Source organism: Arcicella sp. GW458-12-2-14-TSB2 (genome assembly GCF_059423785.1).
Window position 1 is genome coordinate 15,040 of sequence record NZ_JBWKYN010000039.1, and the last position, 20,181, is coordinate 35,220.

The 20,181-nt window shown below is 36.4% G+C and carries 13 protein-coding genes; 4 read left to right on the forward strand and 9 right to left on the reverse strand.

Annotated elements, in window-relative coordinates; all coding sequences use genetic code 11:
• Positions 1–58: 58 nt before the first annotated feature.
• From AC07XN_RS07905 to AC07XN_RS07920, 4 genes are all read left to right on the forward strand, one after another.
• Positions 59–1,066, forward strand: coding sequence for a fatty acid desaturase (locus tag AC07XN_RS07905; protein ID WP_309916179.1), 1,008 nt, complete (start codon positions 59–61; stop codon positions 1,064–1,066).
• Between the two features lie 245 nt (positions 1,067–1,311).
• Entirely contained in the window at positions 1,312–2,097 is a 786-nt protein-coding gene (locus AC07XN_RS07910; RefSeq protein WP_494742640.1) for a hypothetical protein, read from the forward strand.
• A 75-nt stretch (positions 2,098–2,172) separates the two neighbouring features.
• Positions 2,173–3,345 carry a PQQ-dependent sugar dehydrogenase gene (locus AC07XN_RS07915; RefSeq protein WP_494742641.1) on the forward strand — a complete coding sequence of 391 codons (1,173 nt, stop codon included), beginning with the start codon at positions 2,173–2,175 and terminating at the stop codon, positions 3,343–3,345.
• 169 nt (positions 3,346–3,514) lie between these two features.
• A complete protein-coding gene (locus AC07XN_RS07920; RefSeq protein WP_309916190.1) occupies positions 3,515–3,910 on the forward strand; it encodes a c-type cytochrome in 396 nt (131 codons plus the stop codon).
• Between the two features lie 75 nt (positions 3,911–3,985).
• Here AC07XN_RS07920 and AC07XN_RS07925 read toward each other — a convergent pair whose 3' ends face one another.
• The 9 genes from AC07XN_RS07925 to AC07XN_RS07965 all read right to left on the reverse strand — a co-directional run bounded on the left by AC07XN_RS07925 (position 3,986) and on the right by AC07XN_RS07965 (position 20,035).
• Positions 3,986–4,951 carry an arabinan endo-1,5-alpha-L-arabinosidase gene (locus AC07XN_RS07925; protein WP_494742642.1) on the reverse strand — a complete coding sequence of 322 codons (966 nt, stop codon included), beginning with the start codon at positions 4,949–4,951 and terminating at the stop codon, positions 3,986–3,988.
• Between the two features lie 70 nt (positions 4,952–5,021).
• A complete protein-coding gene (locus AC07XN_RS07930) occupies positions 5,022–6,941 on the reverse strand; it encodes a glycoside hydrolase family 97 protein (RefSeq protein WP_494742643.1) in 1,920 nt (639 codons plus the stop codon).
• A gap of 125 nt (positions 6,942–7,066) precedes the next feature.
• On the reverse strand, positions 7,067–9,040 hold the full coding sequence (locus AC07XN_RS07935; RefSeq protein ID WP_309916198.1) for an alpha-L-arabinofuranosidase family protein: 1,974 nt from the start codon (positions 9,038–9,040) through the stop codon (positions 7,067–7,069).
• 60 nt (positions 9,041–9,100) lie between these two features.
• Positions 9,101–11,230 carry an alpha-L-arabinofuranosidase family protein gene (locus AC07XN_RS07940; RefSeq protein WP_494742644.1) on the reverse strand — a complete coding sequence of 710 codons (2,130 nt, stop codon included), beginning with the start codon at positions 11,228–11,230 and terminating at the stop codon, positions 9,101–9,103.
• A gap of 29 nt (positions 11,231–11,259) precedes the next feature.
• A complete protein-coding gene (locus tag AC07XN_RS07945; RefSeq protein WP_494742645.1) occupies positions 11,260–12,228 on the reverse strand; it encodes a glycoside hydrolase family 43 protein in 969 nt (322 codons plus the stop codon).
• Positions 12,229–12,257: 29 nt separating this feature from the next.
• Entirely contained in the window at positions 12,258–13,727 is a 1,470-nt protein-coding gene (locus AC07XN_RS07950) for an arabinan endo-1,5-alpha-L-arabinosidase (protein ID WP_494742646.1), read from the reverse strand.
• 81 nt (positions 13,728–13,808) lie between these two features.
• On the reverse strand, positions 13,809–15,353 hold the full coding sequence (locus AC07XN_RS07955; protein ID WP_494742647.1) for a RagB/SusD family nutrient uptake outer membrane protein: 1,545 nt from the start codon (positions 15,351–15,353) through the stop codon (positions 13,809–13,811).
• Between the two features lie 24 nt (positions 15,354–15,377).
• Entirely contained in the window at positions 15,378–18,590 is a 3,213-nt protein-coding gene (locus tag AC07XN_RS07960) for a SusC/RagA family TonB-linked outer membrane protein (protein ID WP_494742648.1), read from the reverse strand.
• Positions 18,591–18,991: 401 nt separating this feature from the next.
• Positions 18,992–20,035: a FecR family protein gene (locus tag AC07XN_RS07965; RefSeq protein ID WP_494742649.1), complete on the reverse strand. Its 1,044-nt coding sequence runs from the start codon at positions 20,033–20,035 to the stop codon at positions 18,992–18,994.
• Between the last annotated feature and the right edge of the window lie 146 nt (positions 20,036–20,181).

Below are 20,181 nucleotides of genomic sequence, written 5' to 3' on the forward strand. Positions count from 1 at the left end.
AGATTTTTTCAAATAAGATTCAAACAGTAATTTCAATAACGAATTAAATTAAAATTAAATGGCGTATCAACAAGATTTTACTCATGTGACAGGTTCTGAACCACACCGTTTGCGTACAAGGCAGATTTTGAAGGCTCACCCCGAGGTCAAGAAGTTAATCACTAAAAATCCAATGACAATGGTATGGATTTTGGCTTGCGTGTCAATTCAAATCCTGATGACTTATTTGGTAAAAGACCAAGCGTGGTATATTATTTTAGCAGCTGCTTGGTGCATTGGTGCTTTTCCATCACATACATTATTTATTTGTATCCATGAGGCTTCGCACAACCTTGTTTTCAAAAAACCATCGTGGAATGTGTATGCTGGTATCATTGCTAATTTTCCATCATTAGTCCCTACAGCCATTTCATTTAAAAACTATCACTTAAAGCACCACGCTTTTCAAGGAGTACACGAATTGGATGCTGACTTACCAGATAAATGGGAGGCAAAAATGATTAATAATTACTTCTTAGGTAAAACAATCTGGTTGTTATTATTCCCAATTTTTCAAGTAATTCGTACACTTCGTTGTTTAGAATTAGCCGTAATAGACCGTTGGGTATTGATGAATATTTTTGCTCAAATTGCCTTTGATGTTGTCATTTGGTATTTCTGGGGATGGTCAGCACTAGGATATATGGGTGCAAGTTTTATGTTCTCAGTAGGTTTACATCCACTGGGTGCAAGATGGATTCAAGAACATTATCTTGTATTGGATAAAGACCAAGAAACATATAGCTATTATGGCGGTTTGAATTTAATCAATATGAATGTTGGATACCACAACGAACACCACGATATGCCATCAGTACCTTGGAATAATTTACCAAAATTAAAGGCTGCTGCTCCTGAGTTTTATGATGATTTGAAATACCATACTTCATTTGTGAAATTATTTTTCACCTTTTTATTTAGTCAAGAAGTAGGCTTATATTCAAGAATTGTAAGAAAAGAAAGAGGTCGTGTAGGGTTGGATGATACTTCAATTCCAGATATTCAAATGGCTGAACAAAAATTGTAGTGGTCATCTACAATTTTTTAATAAGAATTTTCGTTCTAAATAGCTCCATTTTTGGAGCTATTTTTATTTTTAAGAAATTAGTTTTATCCTAAACTTGTTATTTGTTTTTTTAAGAATAATGTACGAAGTTTGTTAAACAGAAACCCTTTGCTAACCATAATATTGAATGTTTTGAGAGTCCTCAATACATTTTTCGCTGTTCCCCATCACGCAAACATTGTTTTGAAATTTAGTAAAAAAAGCAAATGGCAAAGAAAAATAAATTAAGAATCATCAACTACGTCAAGGATGGAGTGGTACTGAGAAGTGAAGTTGCGCCCAAACCTCCCAAAAGAATTACAACGAAATGGACTCAAGAGGAAATTGATTTCCTCAAAGAAAATTTTCAGAATTTGACATCCAGAGAAATTTCTGATCAACTTGGAAGAAGTTGGGAGTCTGTAAGAGGGCAACTTAAAAGATTTAAACTCACAGTAGGAGAAGAGCTTAGGAAAGTGCGCCAAGCAAGTAGAAAAGGTGTTCCTTCGGGCAGAGAAGGCGTTACCAAATGGACTGAGGAAGCCATTGATTATTTAAAGGAGCATCATTACAGTAAACCTCTACCCGAGATTTGTGAACATTTGGGTTTAAGATATGGCGTTGTGTATAAAAAAATGCGCTCGCTTGGTCTGAATGTAAACCCTGAAATAGCTTTGAAAGTAAGGAAAGAGGGTATTGGTCGTATTAATGCCGAAAAGAAAGCTTATTTTGCTTCTGATGATTTCCTTGAGAAACAACGAAATAAGCAATTAAAGAAACGTACGAATTCTATTAAGCAACGTTTAATCAATAGGGAACTGTCGGAAATCCAGAAAATTCAGAATGAGATAAAATCAGCGATGAAAAAGATAGAGAAGAACGACGCTCTTATCAATAAACTTGTTACTGAAAAACAAAATTTAAGAGCAGATGTCAAACGCTCTGAACTTCGTATAAAAGCCATCACAGATAAATTGAATTCTTCTGTTCAGCATTCTGAAATAAGTAATTAAAATACAGGGAAATCAGTACAGTAAAAGAGGTGTTTTTCATTAACTTTATCACGAACAAAGAATAAAAACTCAAAAATGAAAAAACAAATTTTCTCTATTGGCGTAATACCTCTACTGGCTAGCTTATTAATATCTGTTGATGCTTCCTGCAATCTAAATCATGCAAATGATAACCCTGTTTTAAATAAATCAGTAAAAGCTGGTACTGAAGGGTTAAAGATTGAAACTTTTGTTACAGGCTTGAATGTACCTTGGGGAATGGCTTTTTTACCCAATGGTGATATGTTGGTTACTGAAAGGTCTGGACAGTTAAGATTGATTCATGATGGAAAATTAGTAGATGAGCCTATTAAAGGACTTCCTGCGATTATTTCTAAAGGACAAGGTGGGCTCCTTGATATAAAATTGCATCCTAATTATGCCAAAAATGGCTGGATTTATTTTAGCTATTCATCACCATTAGCAGATGGAGAGACTGGGAAAGGTTCTAATACGGCGTTGATGCGTGCTAAATTAGTAGGTAATACCCTGACAGAACAAAAAGTAGTTTTCAAAGCAACACCAAATGTAACTACGACTCATCACTACGGTGGAAGAATTGCTTTTGATAGAGCAGGTTACTTATATTTGACAGTAGGTGAAAGAGGGCAACAAGACGAAGCTCAGAAACTTACGACTTTCCAAGGAAAAGTAGTTCGTTTAAATGATGATGGTTCTGTGCCTAAAGATAATCCATTTGTTGGGCAAGAGGGTGCTAGACCAGAAATCTATTCTTATGGACACAGAAATCCTCAAGGTTTTGTGATTAACCCAACGACGGGTGATTTGTGGGAACACGAACATGGCCCACAGGGAGGTGATGAAGTGAACATCTTAAAGAAAGGTGCTAACTATGGCTGGCCAGCAATTACCTTCGGTATTGGCTATGATAATTCAATTATCAGTCCAGATACTGCTCGTGCAGGAATGGAACAGCCTATTATTTATTATAGACCATCAATTGCACCTTGCGGAATGACTTTTGTTACAAGCAAGAAATTCCCTGATTGGAAGGGGAATTTACTGATTGGGTCATTAAAATTTAATTATATCAAGCGTTGTGTGATTAAAAATAACAAAGTGGTTAGTCAGGAAACTGTGTTTGAAAATATTGGTAGAGTAAGAGACATCAAAGAAGGTCCAGACGGAAATATTTATGTAGCGATTGAAAGTACAGGTTCAATTGTAAAAATTAGTCCTGCTAAATAATCGCTATCGGTCTTCGGTCATCAGCAATCGGTTTTTATAATTAAAAGCCGATTGCTGTTGGCTATTATTATCAATTCTGATAATCAAAAGCTGAATATAGATACATACCTGAAAACCAATTTTATATTTTGACTGCCGTATTCCGACAGCCGAAACCCCCTAAAGAAAAATGAAAATAATTATACTAATTGCTTCTATGTTGTTTCTGTCTCCTTTTTGGCGTCAAGAAGACGAACTCGCTGATAGTATTGCTCGTGGTAAAGATATATATATGAATAATTGCATTGTTTGCCATATGGGCAAAGGAGAAGGCGTTCCTAAGCTTAATCCACCTTTGGCAAATTCAGATTATTTATTGAAAACTCCTGAAAAAGGCATTAGAGCAATAAAATTTGGACTAAAAGATTCTATCCAAGTAAATGGAGTAAAGTATCAAGGCATGATGCCTGAACCTGGATTAGAGAATGAAGAAATTGCCGATGTGATGAATTATATTTTGAATTCATGGGGTAATAAATCGACAAAAATAATTGATGTAAAAACAGTAGAGGGAATCAAAAAATGATTCCCTCTTGTTTTTAGCTCTTGGTTTATTAGACAACTTTTCAAAAGTTGACAAATCTTTAACTGTTTAATCCATCTACTTCCTCTTAAAATAAGGCCAGCCTTTTTTAAAGCCCATTTCCACAATATTTATCTTCGACTTTCCTTGGTCTTCTGCATCGTAATAATGGATAGAAACAATATTTTTGCCTTTATCTCTTAATAAACCCACATGGCCAGGCCCTTGGAATTTACCTTCAGTTCGCATGATTACTGTGCCTCCGCCAGTATTTAAATCTTTACCAGTTTGGTCTAAAAATGGACCTAAAGGGTTTTTAGAACGCCCACAAACAATATAATATGTGCTGTTTAATCCTTTGCAGCATAAACCATTATTAACAAACAGGTAATAATATTCTCCTTCTTGAATCAGACAAGAGGCTTCCCAATCGGATTCTCTGCCACCAGCCACTTTTTTAATACTTTCTCCTGTTTTGATTTTCCCCGAAATAGAATCTATTTCTACCGCACCAATGCCACCGAAGAATGAACCATAGGTCATCCAAATTTTACCTTGCTTGTCTTTTAAAATACTTGGATCTATGGCATTGAAATCTTTCCGTTCTTTAGACGACACAACCATACCTAGGTCTGTCCACTTATATTTCGGAGAAGTTGGGTCAAGTGTTTCGTTGGTAGCTACCCCAATGGCTGACTGAGTAACACCGAAAGATGAACAAGAGTAATATAAATAGTATTTCCCATTCATATAAATACAATCTGGTGCCCAAAAATGTCCTTGGAATTTGGGTACATATTCCTTAATCCAAGTAGGGAAAGAATCCTTTTTATACACTGTTTGTGGTGATACTTTCCAATTAACTAAATCGGTTGAATAAGTGGCTTTAATGCCATTCCCAGTAGAAAAAAACCAATAACTATTGCCTTCCTTCAAGATAGTTGAAGGGTCATGAGATTCTATTTCTCCCTGTTGTGCATTAGTCGCCAAGTTAATTAATAGTGTGAATAAAGCTACTAAAAGATACTTAGTATTTTGAATCATAGCAATTGTTAGATTGAGGTTTAACCCGACAAGCTACGGAATAAAATAGCTCGTCGGGTTAGATTAATTGTTATTCAAAAACCCCCACAAAACCTCCGTTAGGTTTTAAAGAGATTTTGTATTGTCCATTTGCAGGAACATCAAATGATGATTCTTTTAACAAAACGGTTTCATCATCAGAGATTAATTGTCCTTTTTTATTTTTTAAGAAAGATAAATCAAGCGTTAATTCTTTGTTGATTCCTTCACCATTAATACCAGCGATGTACCATTTGTTACCTGATTTTCTAGCTACAACAAACAATTTGCCTGGAAATCCATCAATAAAACGTGTCTCTTCCCAAGTGCTTGGCAAAGTTTGTAAGAATTTTTGAGCAAACTCAGGCACGTGAGTCATTCCTTCTGGTGATTCAGCAAAATGTTGAATACCTGAAATAAACACGACAGACAGGGCTAATTCAAAAGCAGAAGTAGTTCTTCTTTTGATATTAGGCACTTTGTACAAATTCATCGGGGTAAAATCCATCGGGTCAAAAGCATTGCGAGTAAAAGGCAAAGTAGTGCAGTGTGCAGGCTGTTCGTCAGCCGCCGCTTGGTCGAACGTAACCATTTCAAACCCTTTCACTGCCTCGGCAGTCATTAAATTAGGATAAGTTCTGTGCCAGCCTCTTGGTAAAGTAGCACCATGAAAGTTGACTAATAATTTTACTTTTGCTGCATCTTCTAAAATATCTAAATAATATTTAATCATCGATTGTCCATCACCACCAAAGAAATCAATTTTTACTCCTGCAATGCCCATTTCCTTGATTTTGGTAAATTCTTTCATTCTACCTTCATGTGTCAGTAATAATCCTTTAGGATGATATTTCACTGTATTCCAATCGCCTGCGGAATTATACCAAAGTAATAATTTCACATTTTTTGTTTTGGCATAATCAGCTAACCATTTAGTCTTGTCATAACCAATTCTAGTGTCCCAATCGGCATCTATCAAACAATATTCCCAGTGCATTTTAGCAGCAAAGTCGATGTAATCTTTGGTAGTATCAAAATTGACAGATTCATCTTTCTTGATAATCCAACTCCAAGAAGCTTTGCCTGTTTGGATAAATGACGTATCCATTTTGATGGCAGGTTTGGCTAAGTCTGTTCCCAAGGTTGATTCTGTGATAGTCTTCAATGAACCTAATGCAATGATTCTCCAAGGTGAAAGCCAAGGCAAAGTAGATTGGGGATTCAACTCGCCCCCTGTAAATACTTCGGGTGCTTGAGGAAAACCGATTTTGTATTCATTATTAGGCGATTCAGCCCTTAGACGTGTAGCACAATAAGTGCCATCTAAACCAGCTTCGGTTAATAAAACCCAAGTACCATTCGTTTGAAAAAGGGCAGGATAGACCCAACCCGCTTTAATAGGTGAAATAATGCCCGCTAAGATATTTTTTTGATAAAATTCTTCATAAGAAGGATGGCAATGTTCCCAACCAGTTTGGGCGTCACTCATGGGTTGAAGCCAAGCTTTAGTAGCTTCTGGAAAATTAAATGAAGTAATTTCTTCACTGATTTTCTTGATATCGCTAGCGTTTTCAGGAAAGAAATACCTAAACGCTACACCATCGTTTGATACCTGAAAAATAATGTCAAGTTTTTTGCCTTGTGTATTTTTTAGTTTAAAAGCCTGACGGTTAGCTGTATAGGTAATGTCACGCTTTTTAGTAGTAAGGATACTATACTTATCTTTTACCAAAATAGGCTTGGTGGTTTCTAAAAGTGTAAGCCCTTTAGTGAAATCGCCATCTTCACGGATAAGTCCTAAGCGAGACGATTCTAGTACTTGCTTTCCTTGAAAGCTTACAGAATAGCTTGCTTGTTGATTTTTCAGTGAAAAATCAACAGTAATTTGATGATTCGGACTAAACATTTTCTGTGAAAAAGCACTACTTGCCAATAGTAAAAAAATAATTGTTTGAAATGATTTTAGGTTCATTGTAAGGAAAGATGTTTTATTAGGATAAAGAAAATTGAGAAATGGAATTTAAAAAAAATCGTCTTGTCGCATAGAATTAATTTTGGTAATTCATTAGACAAGACGACCTTAACAAAAAGCAAATATTATAGTAACTTTACTCTTAATACTGTAAATGAATTCGGAGCTAACGTCAAAGAGATTTTCTTCTTTGGATTAAGTGTGATAGTCTCTTCTACGGGACTTACGTTCGTAGCATTTTCAAATGTATTTAAAGCCTCTGGGTTATTATTTTTCAATACAATCAATTTAGCTTTTGCATCAAATTTTTTGATACCTTCAAGATTCACTTCACGAATTTGCTCTTTATCTGAGGTGTTTGCTACTTTCAAAATCACTTCGTTGGTAGCTTTATCTAAAATACCAGAAGCATACAAGTCTCCTTGTCCTGTTAGTGGCTTCCCATTTTCAGAAGTATTTAATACGTGTGTGCCTTTATTAGTAGAATACAATTTTTGTACATAATAATTTGGTGTACCATATGAACGAAGATTATCTACCCAAATCATGTCTGGTGTCCATTGCCAGCCTTCTGCGTGTGCAAAAAGTGGTGCATAAGATGCCATGTTTACTACTTGTGCATTACGTTCTAACCCTGTCATAAATGCTGCTTCTGATAAAGCACATTTCCAGTTATTTACATTTTTTACACTTACCGTTTTATCACTTTGAGCAGCATATTCACCTGCAAATACTTTTGAACCATTGCGGTCGTAAGAATCATAGCGACCAGCATTTTTCAAAAACCAATCTGGTGTACGATAATAATGCTCATCAATAATATCAGCATTCATCTCACGTAACTCTTTGTTCAAATAATCAAATCTATCGCCATTAGGGTCAGTTCCAGAACTGTTCACTAATTTAATCTTTGGATATTTTGCCTTGATGGCCTTTGTAAAAACTTTCAGACGTTCTACATATTGTGGCCCCCAGTTTTCATTACCAATTCCTAAGAATTTTAAATCAAAAGGTGCTGGATGACCCATGTCTGCACGTACTTTACCCCATCTAGTATTAGGCTCTGCATTGGCAAATTCAATCAAATCTAGGGCATCTTGCACATAGGAATCTAGTTCATTTACAGGTACAACTTCAGCGGTATTGAATTGACAAGCCATACCGCAGTTCAAGATAGGAAGTGGCTCTGCGCCGATGTCTTCGGCCAATTGAAAATATTCAAAGAAGCCTAAACCAAAAGTTTGGAAATAATCTGGTGCTGGGCGATGTGCAAATTCTAGGTTCCAACGGTTAATAATTAACTGACGTTCTTCAACAGGACCAAGTGTTTTTTTCCATTGATAACGGTTGGCTAAATCTATCCCTTCTACAATACAACCACCTGGGAAACGAATAAATCCAGGTTTCATATCTGCTAAAAGCTGAATCATATCAGCACGCATTCCGCCTGGTCTTTTCTTCCAAGTATCTTCAGGGAACAATGAAATCATGTCAAGGTCTATTTCACCATTTCCTTCAAACCAAATTCTGAACTTTCCTTTCGCTTCTGTTTCAGTGGCATTGAAACTGATGGCTTCTTTTTTCCACGAATGTCCGTTTCCGGTAGGATTGAGCGTTGTTTCACCGATAATACTACCTTTTGAATCAATTAACTCTAAGTGTAATTTTACCGATCCTGTTTGATGACGATACAGTACAGAAAAGTCATATCTCAGACCCTTTTTAATTCCCATTCCTTTGAAGCCCTCGTTAGTAATTCCTAGTTCTCCTTTAGAAATGTTATTGGCTTTTACACTGATATATCTTGGGTTAACAGTATTACCTTGGCGATTTTGAATGATGATATCACCTTCTTCCGCTTTTTTTCGTTCAATTTTCCAACCCATCCAAGGTTTAGCGAATTCAAAAGAACGGTTTTTAACTAATTCAGCATAGATACCACCATCGGCACCCATGTTAATGTCTTCAAAAAATACTCCCCACATTGTTGGCTGAATTGGCGCTACGGGTTGGGTGGCTTTAATATTAATAACGGGATTTTGTGCAAAAGACTCTGTCAGTAAAAAAAGACTTACTGCTAAAGAAAGGATTTTTTTCATGGATTTATTCATTATGTTTTTGTTACTAGTTTTGATTTTTCAATGGTTATCGGTTTTGTTTTATTTTACTACTTCAAAGGTATAAAGGTTTATACTTGCAGGTGCAATTTTTATAAGGTCTTTTTTCTGGATAAAGGCTTTTTTCACAAATACCTCCTCTTTTTTCCCAACTACATTTTTAGCATCTACTGAATTTCCTGCTAGTGAATAATGGATGACTTCGTTGGTAGTATTTACATTCGGTACTTTAATCGTAAGTTCTTGTTCCGTGAGGGTTGGGTTTATTACGGCTATCGAAATAAATTTACCGTCTTTACTCAGTGAGGCAAACATATCTAAAGGATAAGTATTACTTCCAGCATTTATTTTAGGTTGTTCGCCACCAATTGCCCATTTTGGTGCAGGTTGAGGTGAATTTCCATCTATTTCTACAGGAATATGGGCTATATGCGAGCCGTATAACTGATACAATAAACCTGTAGCATTATAAACCGCCGAAGTATCATTGAATGAAATACAAGAAGTACCGAAGGTAAAACCAACCATTTTAATTAAATCTGTATTTCGGAAGATTTCGTTCAATCCACGTGCATAACCTATGGTAACACCTAACGTAGGTTTGGGATGTACCCAGTTGGTATAATATGCCCATTCATCTAAATATACCTGTGCTTTTTTGTGTTGCAATGCAGGAATTCTTTTGGCATACTCTTCATAATGTTCGGCTTTGACTTTGATACGATTCGCTGGTCGTCTTGTCCAATCTTCTAGAGGTTCGTCTATAGTGATATATTTTCCAGTAGCTAAATCAAACCTTTCGGTGACAGAACAATAAAAATGTTCACTGACAAAATCAAGATAATCGTTGTTTTGTCTCAACATTCCACCAGTCCAATCTGCAGGCGAATCATATTCAGCAATGATTTTACCTGTTTCTTTTTTGGCACTTTCTGTGACAGTCATTTCATCGATTGAAGCCCCAGAAGCCACAATTTTAATGGATGAGTCAACGGCTTTCATCTTTTCGACAAACATTCTATGTTTGATAAGGTGACTTTTTAAATCTATATGTCCCAACTGCCACCAGCCGTAACTTTCGTTACCTACACACCAAAATTTTACATTAAAAGGCTTTATAAAACCATTTTTGACCCTGAGTTTACCCATTTCAGTATGTGAATCGCCATTCATATACTCTACCCACTGAGCGGCAGAGGAGGCATCTCCAAAACCTGTGTTGACGGTAAATGCTATTTCAACATCAATTAATTGAGCAAAACGAATGATTTCTTCAGAACCTACATCGTTGCTTTCTAATCCTTCCCATGCGTATTCGTATCTAGGAGGTCTTTTATCTGGGTCGCCTATACCATCTTTCCAGTCGTAACCAGAAATAAAGTTGCCTCCCCATCGATAAATGCCAGCATGCAAGCCTTTTAATAATTGAATTACGTCTTTTCTGAATCCTTGAACATTGTCTTCGGGCATTAACGAAACTGGTCCGATATTAAAACTTCCTTCGCCTTCTCCCGTTATTTCTATTCTTGCGTTTGGCGTACTTGTTTTGCTTATAAATGCTAAATCAAATTTTTGGTAATCTCCCGTTAGGTTATCTATTGATACTGTACTTCTTTGTTCGGGCTTATCTCCCCACACTAAGCTAATCTTTATTTTTACATTTGCTGTACCAGCTAAATAAATCCTTCCTACATATTTTTTATTGTGCTGTAGCCATAGTCCCGATTGAACAATTCCATTTATTTGACTATCACTGGTAATTACTTTTGGCGAATGCTTGCCTACAAAAGGATTAATAGAGTCCATTTTTACGGCATCAATTTTCCCTAATGGCATCCACTGATTCATGCGGTCTCGCTTATTGACAGGGGAAAGATTTTTAAGGGTATCGACTGGATAGAAAAATTTGCGGTCGTCTAACATTTCTGCCCATAGCCCATCATCTACCAAATCGCCTTCATCTACATTGCCCAAGTTTTCAATAAATTGACCAAAATGATATTTTGTAATTTCAGGTTTTTGTTGTTGAAGATTAATCGTGGCAATGATAGGAGGGAATGATGTGCTAACAGAAGATTTCTTGCCAGTAGCCTTTAACTCATTTTTGCTTTGGGCTAGCGTGTTGCCAGCCCAAAGTAAAAGCAGTATAAAATTTAACAATACGTTTTTCAATGATGGATGATTTTACGGATGATAAATTACTATTTAACTTGTGGTACACCTTCGCTAGTCATAACGATCCGTTTAATTGTTCCGTTTTTATGATAGTTTAGTTCATCTATACACACAGAACGGTGAAAACTGCCAGCATCAGGTACTAAAGCACCATTGTGATAAACAAAATAAGATTTACCCTTGAAGTCAATAATAGCATGGTGATTAGTATTACAATTTCCTGCGATTTCATTGATAGTTCCTTTAAAATCCCAAGGGCCATTGATGTTCTTACTCATCGCATAAACAGTTTTTTCAGGGAATTCAATAGAATATGATAAATAATACCATCCTTTACGTTTGTGTACCCAAGGCGCTTCTGTAAATTTAGTAGGCAGGTCTACTTTCATGATTGGACCATCTAGGTCAATCATATTATCTTTTAATTTGGCATAATAACAAATGGTATTTCCCCAGAAAAGATAAGCCTGTCCGTCGTCATCAATAAATACAGAAGGGTCTATGTCGTCCCAACTGATTTTTGTATCTGTCGTCATATCATTTGTAATAATGGCCGACCCTCTTGCATCTTTGAAAGGCCCTGTTGGGCTATCAGAAACGGCCACACCAATGGCTTTTCCATGAATGCTTCCATGTTCTACAGCTACATACCAGTAGTATTTATTCCCTTTTTTTATTACCTGCGAAGCCCAAGCATCACCTTTTGCCCAAGTGAAATTTTTTACATTAAGCGGGCTTGGATGTTCTTTCCAATTAACCATATCTGTAGATGAGTAACAAAGCCATTCGTTCATCACATACCGTTGTTCTCGTGTGGGAGCTTCATCATGGCCAGTATATACGTACACTGTTCCATTATCAACTAGAGCGGCAGGGTCAGCAGTGAACTTGTCTTTAATAATAGGATTCCCCGAAGTCTTTACTTGTGCGTTTCCTGCAAATGCAAACATTAATTGGCCTGCAAATAATAGTTTTAAAAGGTTTTTACGATTCATGGATTATATTTATTTGTGTACAAAAAACACTATTTTTTCTTACCCCAAACACTGGTTCCTTTGTTATTCAAACCTGTAAAAAGAATAGTTTCTTTTTTATTTTCCCAGTCGCGACCTCGGTCTACATACACTTGGTCTGTAAAACCATTACTCCACTTTAATTCTAACCACGGAGCGGTATAAGTCCATTTACTCGCAACATCGTTATTGATAGTACCATTGGCATTGAGCGTTAAAGTGACAGCATATTGAAAGTCGGGTTGGTTTTGTTCTTTATCATATCCCGGTACTATTTTATACCCAAGTACAATCTGTTCCCAATCTCCCACCAAATCATTACTTGTGATAGTCGTTGTGAATTCTCCAGCATAACGTTCTGGTGATGCTACTGGCCAGCCATCTTTCGTCCAATATAACTTTCTATTGTGAAGAATCATAAAATTGGAGTCGTTCCCTGGGCGGCCTTGGTGACTAATATAAAACTGGCCATTGTTTTCAAATACAGCACAGTGTGAAACACCTTGCCAACCAGCATGCCCCATAAATTGGTAGGGAGCAATAATCATTGGTCCGTGGTCTTGATTAGTGTTTATATCTTTTCCGTCATAGTCATAGAAAGGGCCTTGTGGAGAATCTGCTTTGGCTACTCTTACATTGTATTTTGTTGCCAGCCAGTCGTAGGCAATGAATAAATAATATTTCTTTTGCTCTTTATTATAAATAATTTCTGGTCCTTCAATGTTGCCATTATAAACACCATTGGTAAAACCACGATTGGCAATTCGTTTTCCCTTATCACCAGGACTTAGTGCCAAGCCTGTAGTAGGGTCAAGTTGCAATATATAAATGCCATCCCAAGCAGAACCATAATACATCCAGTGTTTCCCTTGTTGGTCAATCAATACTGTAGGGTCAATAGCATTGGTTTGTATCGTATTATCATCTTTTGAAACTACTGTTAAGCCTTGTTCTTTCCAAGGACCAGTAGGAGAGGAGGAAGTGGCTAAACCAATAGCACTTAGCCGAGGCTTTGCCGATGAAAGTGAATAATATAGTCGGTATTCACTACCTACTTTAATGACATACGGAGCCCAAAGTGAATTAAAGGGTGTTCCACCAGCTTGTTTGATATAGTCTGAACCTTTGGTTGGAAGAGCATCAAAAACCCATCCGTAAAATTTCCATTCGATTAAATCTTTGGAAGAACGTATTTGAATACCGGGACGAATATCTGTGCCATAAGCTACATCGGTATTATAACAGTAATAAGTATCGCCGTCTTTGATGATAGAAGGGTCGTGAACATTATAACAGCCCCAGTTTAAATAATTGGATGCAGGAGCAATGTCGGCATAATTATCTTTGATAGAATTGATGTCAAATTTTGTGGTGGGCGTAGTAGGCAATGGTTGAACAACTGTTTCAGCCTTATCACCACCACAAGCTGACAACAATAGCATACTAACACTAAAATATATTGATTTCCTAAAGAGTAACATGTGTGGTATAGGTTGGGTTAATGGAAGTTATTTGAAATAATTCCCGCAAGTTTTTGAATACTTGCGGGAATAAAGAAGATACTAGTAGCTTAAATTTTGTTTAACACCAGGGTTGTTATCAATTTCATTCTGTGGAATTGGGAATACTTCACGACCAGTTTTGAATGTATTGAATTCTGGGTCTCTTGATTTTAACCAAGCTAATTTAGTAGCATCATTTAACCAACCCCAACGACGAATATCATCAAAGCGGTGACCTTCTAAACAAAATTCTAATAAGCGTTCATGACCAATTTGCTCACGCATTTGTGCTTGCGTCATATTCGGTTTTACAGTAGCTAAATTTGGCAAACCAACACGACTTCTTACTTTTTGGATGAATGGATACGCTGCTGCTGTTTGTCCAGTTTCGTTTAAACATTCAGCATACATCATTAATACATCAGCATAACGCATCAATCTTTCGTTAATACCCGAACGCCAGTCAAATTCATCGGCTTTGGTATCATCATTTTCGTATTTACGGCAGTACAGTGAATTTAAAGCACCAGCATTTCCTGCATATCTTACCGCAAACTCAACTCCATAAACCATAAAACCTGGCTTATTGTAAAACATGGTAGCTACTAAACGAGGGTCATCTTTACCATCAGCAGTTTTCTCTTCTAAGAACTCATTAAATACTGAACGAGTTGGTTGCACGTCAGTCCAGCCCAAGCCATTCGCACCGTAAGTAATCGCTCTAGCTGAGACTCTACCCCATGAAGCAATAGGTTCACCACCCCAGTTAAGGTCTGTACCACCAGCCGTACGTTCAAATTGAACTTCAAAAAGAGATTCTTTATTATTCTCGTTAGCCTCTGTAAAGTTATCACGATAGTTTGGTACTAAATCATAAATGCCTAAATCAATCACTGCTTTGAATTGAGCCGCAGCTTCAGTGTATTTATGATTTGTCAAATAAGCTTTTCCTAAATAAGCCATAGCCGCTCCCTTAGTCGCACGACCAAGGTCTGTACCTGCATAAGTAGTTGGCAACATATCAGCAGCTTTCTTAAAATCCTCCATTACTTGTGTCCATCCTTCTGCCTCTGTTGATTGTTTTACAAAAAAGTCTTTTGTCGATTGTACAGAATTAGTAGGTAACATTACACTCCCAAACATATTCACTAAATGATAAAAGTATAAGCCACGCAAGAAGTACGCTTCACCCAAGATGCGTTTTTTAAGGTTGGCATCCATTGTAATGGCTGGCACATAATCTAGCACTTGATTAGCCTTTGAAACACCTTCGTAATAGGCACCAAAAGCCCAGCCATAGATGGCAGTATTACCAGCATTTAACGCAAATTTTCCAGAGTTATACATTTGGTCCCAAGGACTGTTACTCATCACATCATCACCACGGTTATCAAGTAATAATGGTGTCGAACGCATATAGCTTCCATCAATGGCTAAACTCAAGTATACTGAATTGATGCCTTTTAATGCATCCTCTTGGGTCTTCCAAAAAGTAGAAGATGTTTGAGCGTTTGGATTAACCTGATTTAATTTATCTTCGCATGAAGTAGCTATCAATAAGGTCGCTGAAAGCGCAATGATAGCTTTTTTGTTAAATATTTTCATTGTAATAAATTCGTTTGAGTGAAACTAAAAACCAACTTGTAAACCCAATAAAATAGCTCGTGGGTTAGGGTATGAACCATTGTAATAACCTCTGCTAAATAGTCCATCACTTTCACCCATGAAATCAGGGTCAAAACTCTTGAATCCAGAAATTAAGAAAACGTTTTGTCCTGAAACATAGAGTCTTACTTTGCTTACTTTCAATTTATTTACAATAGATGAAGGCAAAGTATATCCTATCTGAGCGTTCTGTAATCTTACATAAGTACCATTTTCAACGAATCTATCTGAATCTCTACCATTTGAATTAGGGTCACCAATGATTGGTCTTGGCACATTCGTATTTGTGTTTTTGGGCGTCCAATAATTTAATGCATCCGTCGAACCATTGCTATATTGCAAGCCCATTAAATCACGGTACATTCCATTATAAATTTTATTGCCTCCGCTTCCTTGGAAGAAGCAAGAAAAGTCAAAGTTTTTATAGGCAGCATTGAAATTCGCACCGAAATAGAAAGTCGGAATGGTATTTCCTAAGTAAGTACGGTCGTCTGAAGTAATTACGCCATCACCATTCAAATCTTTGAATTTTATATCACCAGGAGCCGCATTAGTTTGTGTAGCGTGGTTTTTTACATCGTCAGCATTTTGGAAAATTCCTTCTGAAACATATCCAAAAATTTGCCCAATTGGTTGCCCAACCTCAGTTTTACTAGCTGCTCCGTAAATAGGGTTATTAGTACCACCTAGTGCTAACACTTTATTTGAAAGCGTATGGAAGTTGGCAGAAACAGTATATTTAAAATCACCAGTTTGTTTACGATATCCAGCCGTGAATTCAATACCCGCGTTACTCAATGAAGCTGCATTTGTCAAAATAGAACCATTAGTAGCACCTACAGATGTTGGAATTGGAATGTTGGCTAATACATCATAAGAGCGGTTATCAAAATATTCAACAGAGAAAGAAATACGGTCTTTTAAGAAACCAAATTCCATTGCAACATTGCTAGTACGTTTGCTTTCCCATCTGATTGAAGGGTCAACTACCTGTGTTCTGGTAGCACCTGCAGCTAATACTCCACCAAAAACATACCCAGTATTAGTATTGATATAAGTATCCGTCAAGTAATCTCCTACGTTTTGATTTCCTAATGCACCGTAACCACCTCTTATTTTAAACGAATTCATAAAATCAGGTAACTCAATATCATTATGAACATTCCAAGCTACACCTACAGAGGCAAAGTTTCCATAACGATTTTCTGGTCTGAATTTAGAAGAACCATCACGACGATAATTTACTGTTAATAAGTATTTATCAGCATAATTATAGTTTATTCTACCTAAAATAGAGCTTAATGATGAGTTTGCATCCCATCCTGTTACGCTTTTCCCATTCGCGGTATTAACAGCAGTATTCATGTTTAACACATAAGGTTCTGTTAAGCCTTTTGCACTAGCCTCTGTTCTTGAATAAGTACTTTGCTGAAAAGTATAACCTGCTAATGCTTCAATTCTATGCTTGCCAACTTCAATACTATAATTAAGTGTATTCTCAGCTAAAGTTGTAAGGTTACTTTCTCTTTTTTCGTATAAATAAGCATTAGGCGTTAGGTAATAAAAGCCTAAATCATATTTTGGTTCAAAATATAAATATCTTGTATCAATACGGTCGGCACTTAATTGAAGCTTGTATTTTAAGTTTTTCAACAATTCTAACTCTCCGAAAACAGAACCTAAGAATCTGTTACGCGTATCAGTACCTTTTAGCAAAGAGTTCATTCCGATTACGTTTAGCGTAATGGCTCTTTGTGTGTTTTTATCTGCACCACCGAAACCTCCTAAACGATTTGGGTCGTATACAGACATGGTAGGAATGGCAGTTAACAAACTCGTTACTGCTCCACCAAAAACAGCGTGTTCACGCGTGTTTTCAGCGCCAATCTTCTCAGAATTTGTATAAGCAATTTTTGCCCCGAAAGAGAAAATACCTTTTTTGCCAGAAATGTTACCGTTGAAGGTATAACGTTTGTAGTTCTGCGGTCCAGTTACGGTAGAACTATTGTTAAAGAAACCTAGTGAAGCACTTGCTTTGATTGTTTCAGAACCACCCGACAGGCTCAAATTATGGTCTTGGATATAACCAGTTTTCAAACCTTCTTTTTGCCAGTTTGTATTTACATTGCTGATATAAGCTGGATTAGTAGGGTCGTTTGCAGGAGCAATAGTTAAACCTGCATTTAACTCAGCAGCACTCACAACATTTTGATAACCCACTCTATCCATTACAGAGATGGTTTTAGCAATATTCTGTACGCCAGCATAGGCGTTATAATCTACTCTTAATGGACCTGCTTTCCCTTTCTTAGTCGTAATGATTACTACACCATTCATCCCTCTTGAACCATAGATAGCACCAGCAGAAGCATCTTTCAACACAGAGATTGATTCAATATCATTAGTCGAAAAGTCAAAAGGACTATCCACTAACACACCATCAATTACAAATAATGGGTTATTATTAGTCAATGAACCAATACCACGAATTTTGATATTTACAAAACCGCCTGGCTCACCCGAGCTTTGTACTGTTACCCCTGGAACTTGTCCTTGTAAAAGTTTTGCTACATCATAAGATGCTGTTTTCTTAGCATCTTCAATTTTTACAATCCCTACTGAACCAGTTAAATCTTTTGCTTTTTGAGTACCATAACCCACCACAACAACTTCATCAAGCGCTTTTACGTCAGATGATAAACTGATATTGATTAGTTTACGACCAGCCACTGAAATTTCTTTTGAAACATAACCAATAGAACTAAAAACTAGCACAGTAGATTCATTGTCAACTTCAATTGAAAATTCACCTAAAGCATTTGTCACAGTTCCTCTGTTTGTACCTTTAATTAAAACGCTTGCCCCCGGAATACCTTCTGAATTGTCACTACTAGTTACTTTGCCTTTTATTGGGAAGCCTGCAACCTTAATTGATTGAACGGATTCTCCTCCTAAAAAACTGGTTTTCTTATCGTTAGAAGCAATTACATGTATATGTTTTTTTACTTGTTTAAATTCTAAATTCACTTCTTTTGATAGAAAAGCAAGGATTTCCGTTAACGAACGATTTTCCATACTCATCGTTATACGCATTTTGTCGTTCAAAAAAGCATCGTTATACGTAAATTTGTAAGCTGTCTTCTTTTCTATCTCTTTAAAAACTTGTAAAATGTTCATTTTATCGACTCTTAGAGTCAATCTGGTTTCATCAAAGCTATTTGCTTGAGCGTGAATAGACCCGATAACGTTCAAAAGCAGCAAAAAAATTGCGACAAAAAGATATTTTGAACGTCGTATACTTGGTAGTAAATGAATTTTCATAAATTTGTTATTGTATTTTGAATACTAAATACTTTTAATCCTTATCCTCCAAACGCCAATTTTTAGGATATTTTTTGAAAGGTTTTTATTTTGTATAGTGGTTGTGGGTCTATTTTTTTGCAGAAAACAGTCTTCACAACCTTATACAATTCAAACCCTTAGCTAGTGTTGTCAGAATTTTTTACATTCATCATAATTAGATGGGTTTTGTTTAGTTAATAATTGAATGGTAATGTATGATAGCGTGGTTAAGTAATTCAATTGTGAATGAGGATTGTTTTTCCTGCGATTTCATATTTGAAACCCGAAGTGAACGAGATACCCTGCATGACGTTTTCTAAACTTTCTTGTTGAAATTCGCCACTGTAGTGCCCTTTTAGCTCAACATTGGGCAGAACGATAATGTTTACACCGTACCATATCTCTAATTTTGCAAATACATCGGTAAAGTTATCCCCGTCAAACATTAACACGCCATTTTTCCAGCTTGTAGCTTTTTTGAGGTCTACTTTATCTTTGTGTATGACTGAAGAATTATCCAGTGTTCCCATTTCGTTAGGAGTAAGATATTGGGCATTTCCAGATATTTTTTCTTCCATTTTTACCTTTCCTGTTACTACCGCCACTTGTACTATTTTTTCATTAGCGTATGCTCGTACATTGAAAGATGTTCCTAATACTTGGGTTTTTACCTTTCCAGTTTCTACTATAAATGGCTTCTTTTTATTTTTTACCACCTCGAAAAAACCTTCTCCAACCAATTCAACTATCCTATTAGTCTTGCTGAAAGCCACAGGATAATTGATGCTACTTCCTGCATTTAAATGAACGATACTGCCATCTGGTAGAATTACTTTAGTCCTTTGTCCTTTATAAGTAGTGGCTACTTCTACTTTATTGCCTGAACGAGTAATCGTGAAAGGAGCGGGCTGGTCGTTGTCTGACCAATAAATACTGCCAATAAAAGCCATAATTACCGAAGCCGCTGCTGAAAAACCGAACAAGATTTTACGGAATTTCACTTTTTTGATTGCTCTTCTTTCTGCTTCTTCTTTATCTAGCTTGAAGGCCTTGATTCGCTCAAACATTTTATTTTTATCTGCCTCTTCAAGGTGAAACTCATTTTTGTATTGTAAAGAGTTTACAAATTGCTTGGCAAGCAATAAATCACTTTTTCTATCAGGATTTGCTTCTGCCCATTTTTGCCAATATTCATTAAGTTGGTCATTGGGCTGCCTAACCCAATTCACAAATGCGGGGTCTTGAAGTAAATCTTTTATGCGTTCAGTGTTGGAGTACATATATGTAGGTTTTCAATTAATAAAGACAAATTGTGTTAGGATGACCATAGTAAAATCAATAAAAAATAAATTTATAGTGAATAAATTGAATAATTCATTGAAAATTAGCGGGTTAACTTTAATAATATTTTTAATTATTTGATGAT

Excerpts from the sequence above, each read along its gene's own strand:
- AC07XN_RS07920 (WP_309916190.1), top strand. The coding sequence starts at position 3,515 with ATGAAAATAATTATACTAATTGCTTCTATGTTGTTTCTGTCTCCTTTT.
- AC07XN_RS07965 (WP_494742649.1), bottom strand. The coding sequence starts at position 20,035 with ATGTACTCCAACACTGAACGCATAAAAGATTTACTTCAAGACCCCGCA.
- AC07XN_RS07905 (WP_309916179.1), top strand. The coding sequence starts at position 59 with ATGGCGTATCAACAAGATTTTACTCATGTGACAGGTTCTGAACCACAC.
- AC07XN_RS07925 (WP_494742642.1), bottom strand. The coding sequence starts at position 4,951 with ATGATTCAAAATACTAAGTATCTTTTAGTAGCTTTATTCACACTATTA.
- AC07XN_RS07960 (WP_494742648.1), bottom strand. The coding sequence starts at position 18,590 with ATGAACATTTTACAAGTTTTTAAAGAGATAGAAAAGAAGACAGCTTAC.
- AC07XN_RS07915 (WP_494742641.1), top strand. The coding sequence starts at position 2,173 with ATGAAAAAACAAATTTTCTCTATTGGCGTAATACCTCTACTGGCTAGC.
- AC07XN_RS07950 (WP_494742646.1), bottom strand. The coding sequence starts at position 13,727 with ATGTTACTCTTTAGGAAATCAATATATTTTAGTGTTAGTATGCTATTG.
- AC07XN_RS07930 (WP_494742643.1), bottom strand. The coding sequence starts at position 6,941 with ATGAACCTAAAATCATTTCAAACAATTATTTTTTTACTATTGGCAAGT.
- AC07XN_RS07955 (WP_494742647.1), bottom strand. The coding sequence starts at position 15,353 with ATGAAAATATTTAACAAAAAAGCTATCATTGCGCTTTCAGCGACCTTA.
- AC07XN_RS07910 (WP_494742640.1), top strand. The coding sequence starts at position 1,312 with ATGGCAAAGAAAAATAAATTAAGAATCATCAACTACGTCAAGGATGGA.
- AC07XN_RS07935 (WP_309916198.1), bottom strand. The coding sequence starts at position 9,040 with ATGAAAAAAATCCTTTCTTTAGCAGTAAGTCTTTTTTTACTGACAGAG.
- AC07XN_RS07945 (WP_494742645.1), bottom strand. The coding sequence starts at position 12,228 with ATGAATCGTAAAAACCTTTTAAAACTATTATTTGCAGGCCAATTAATG.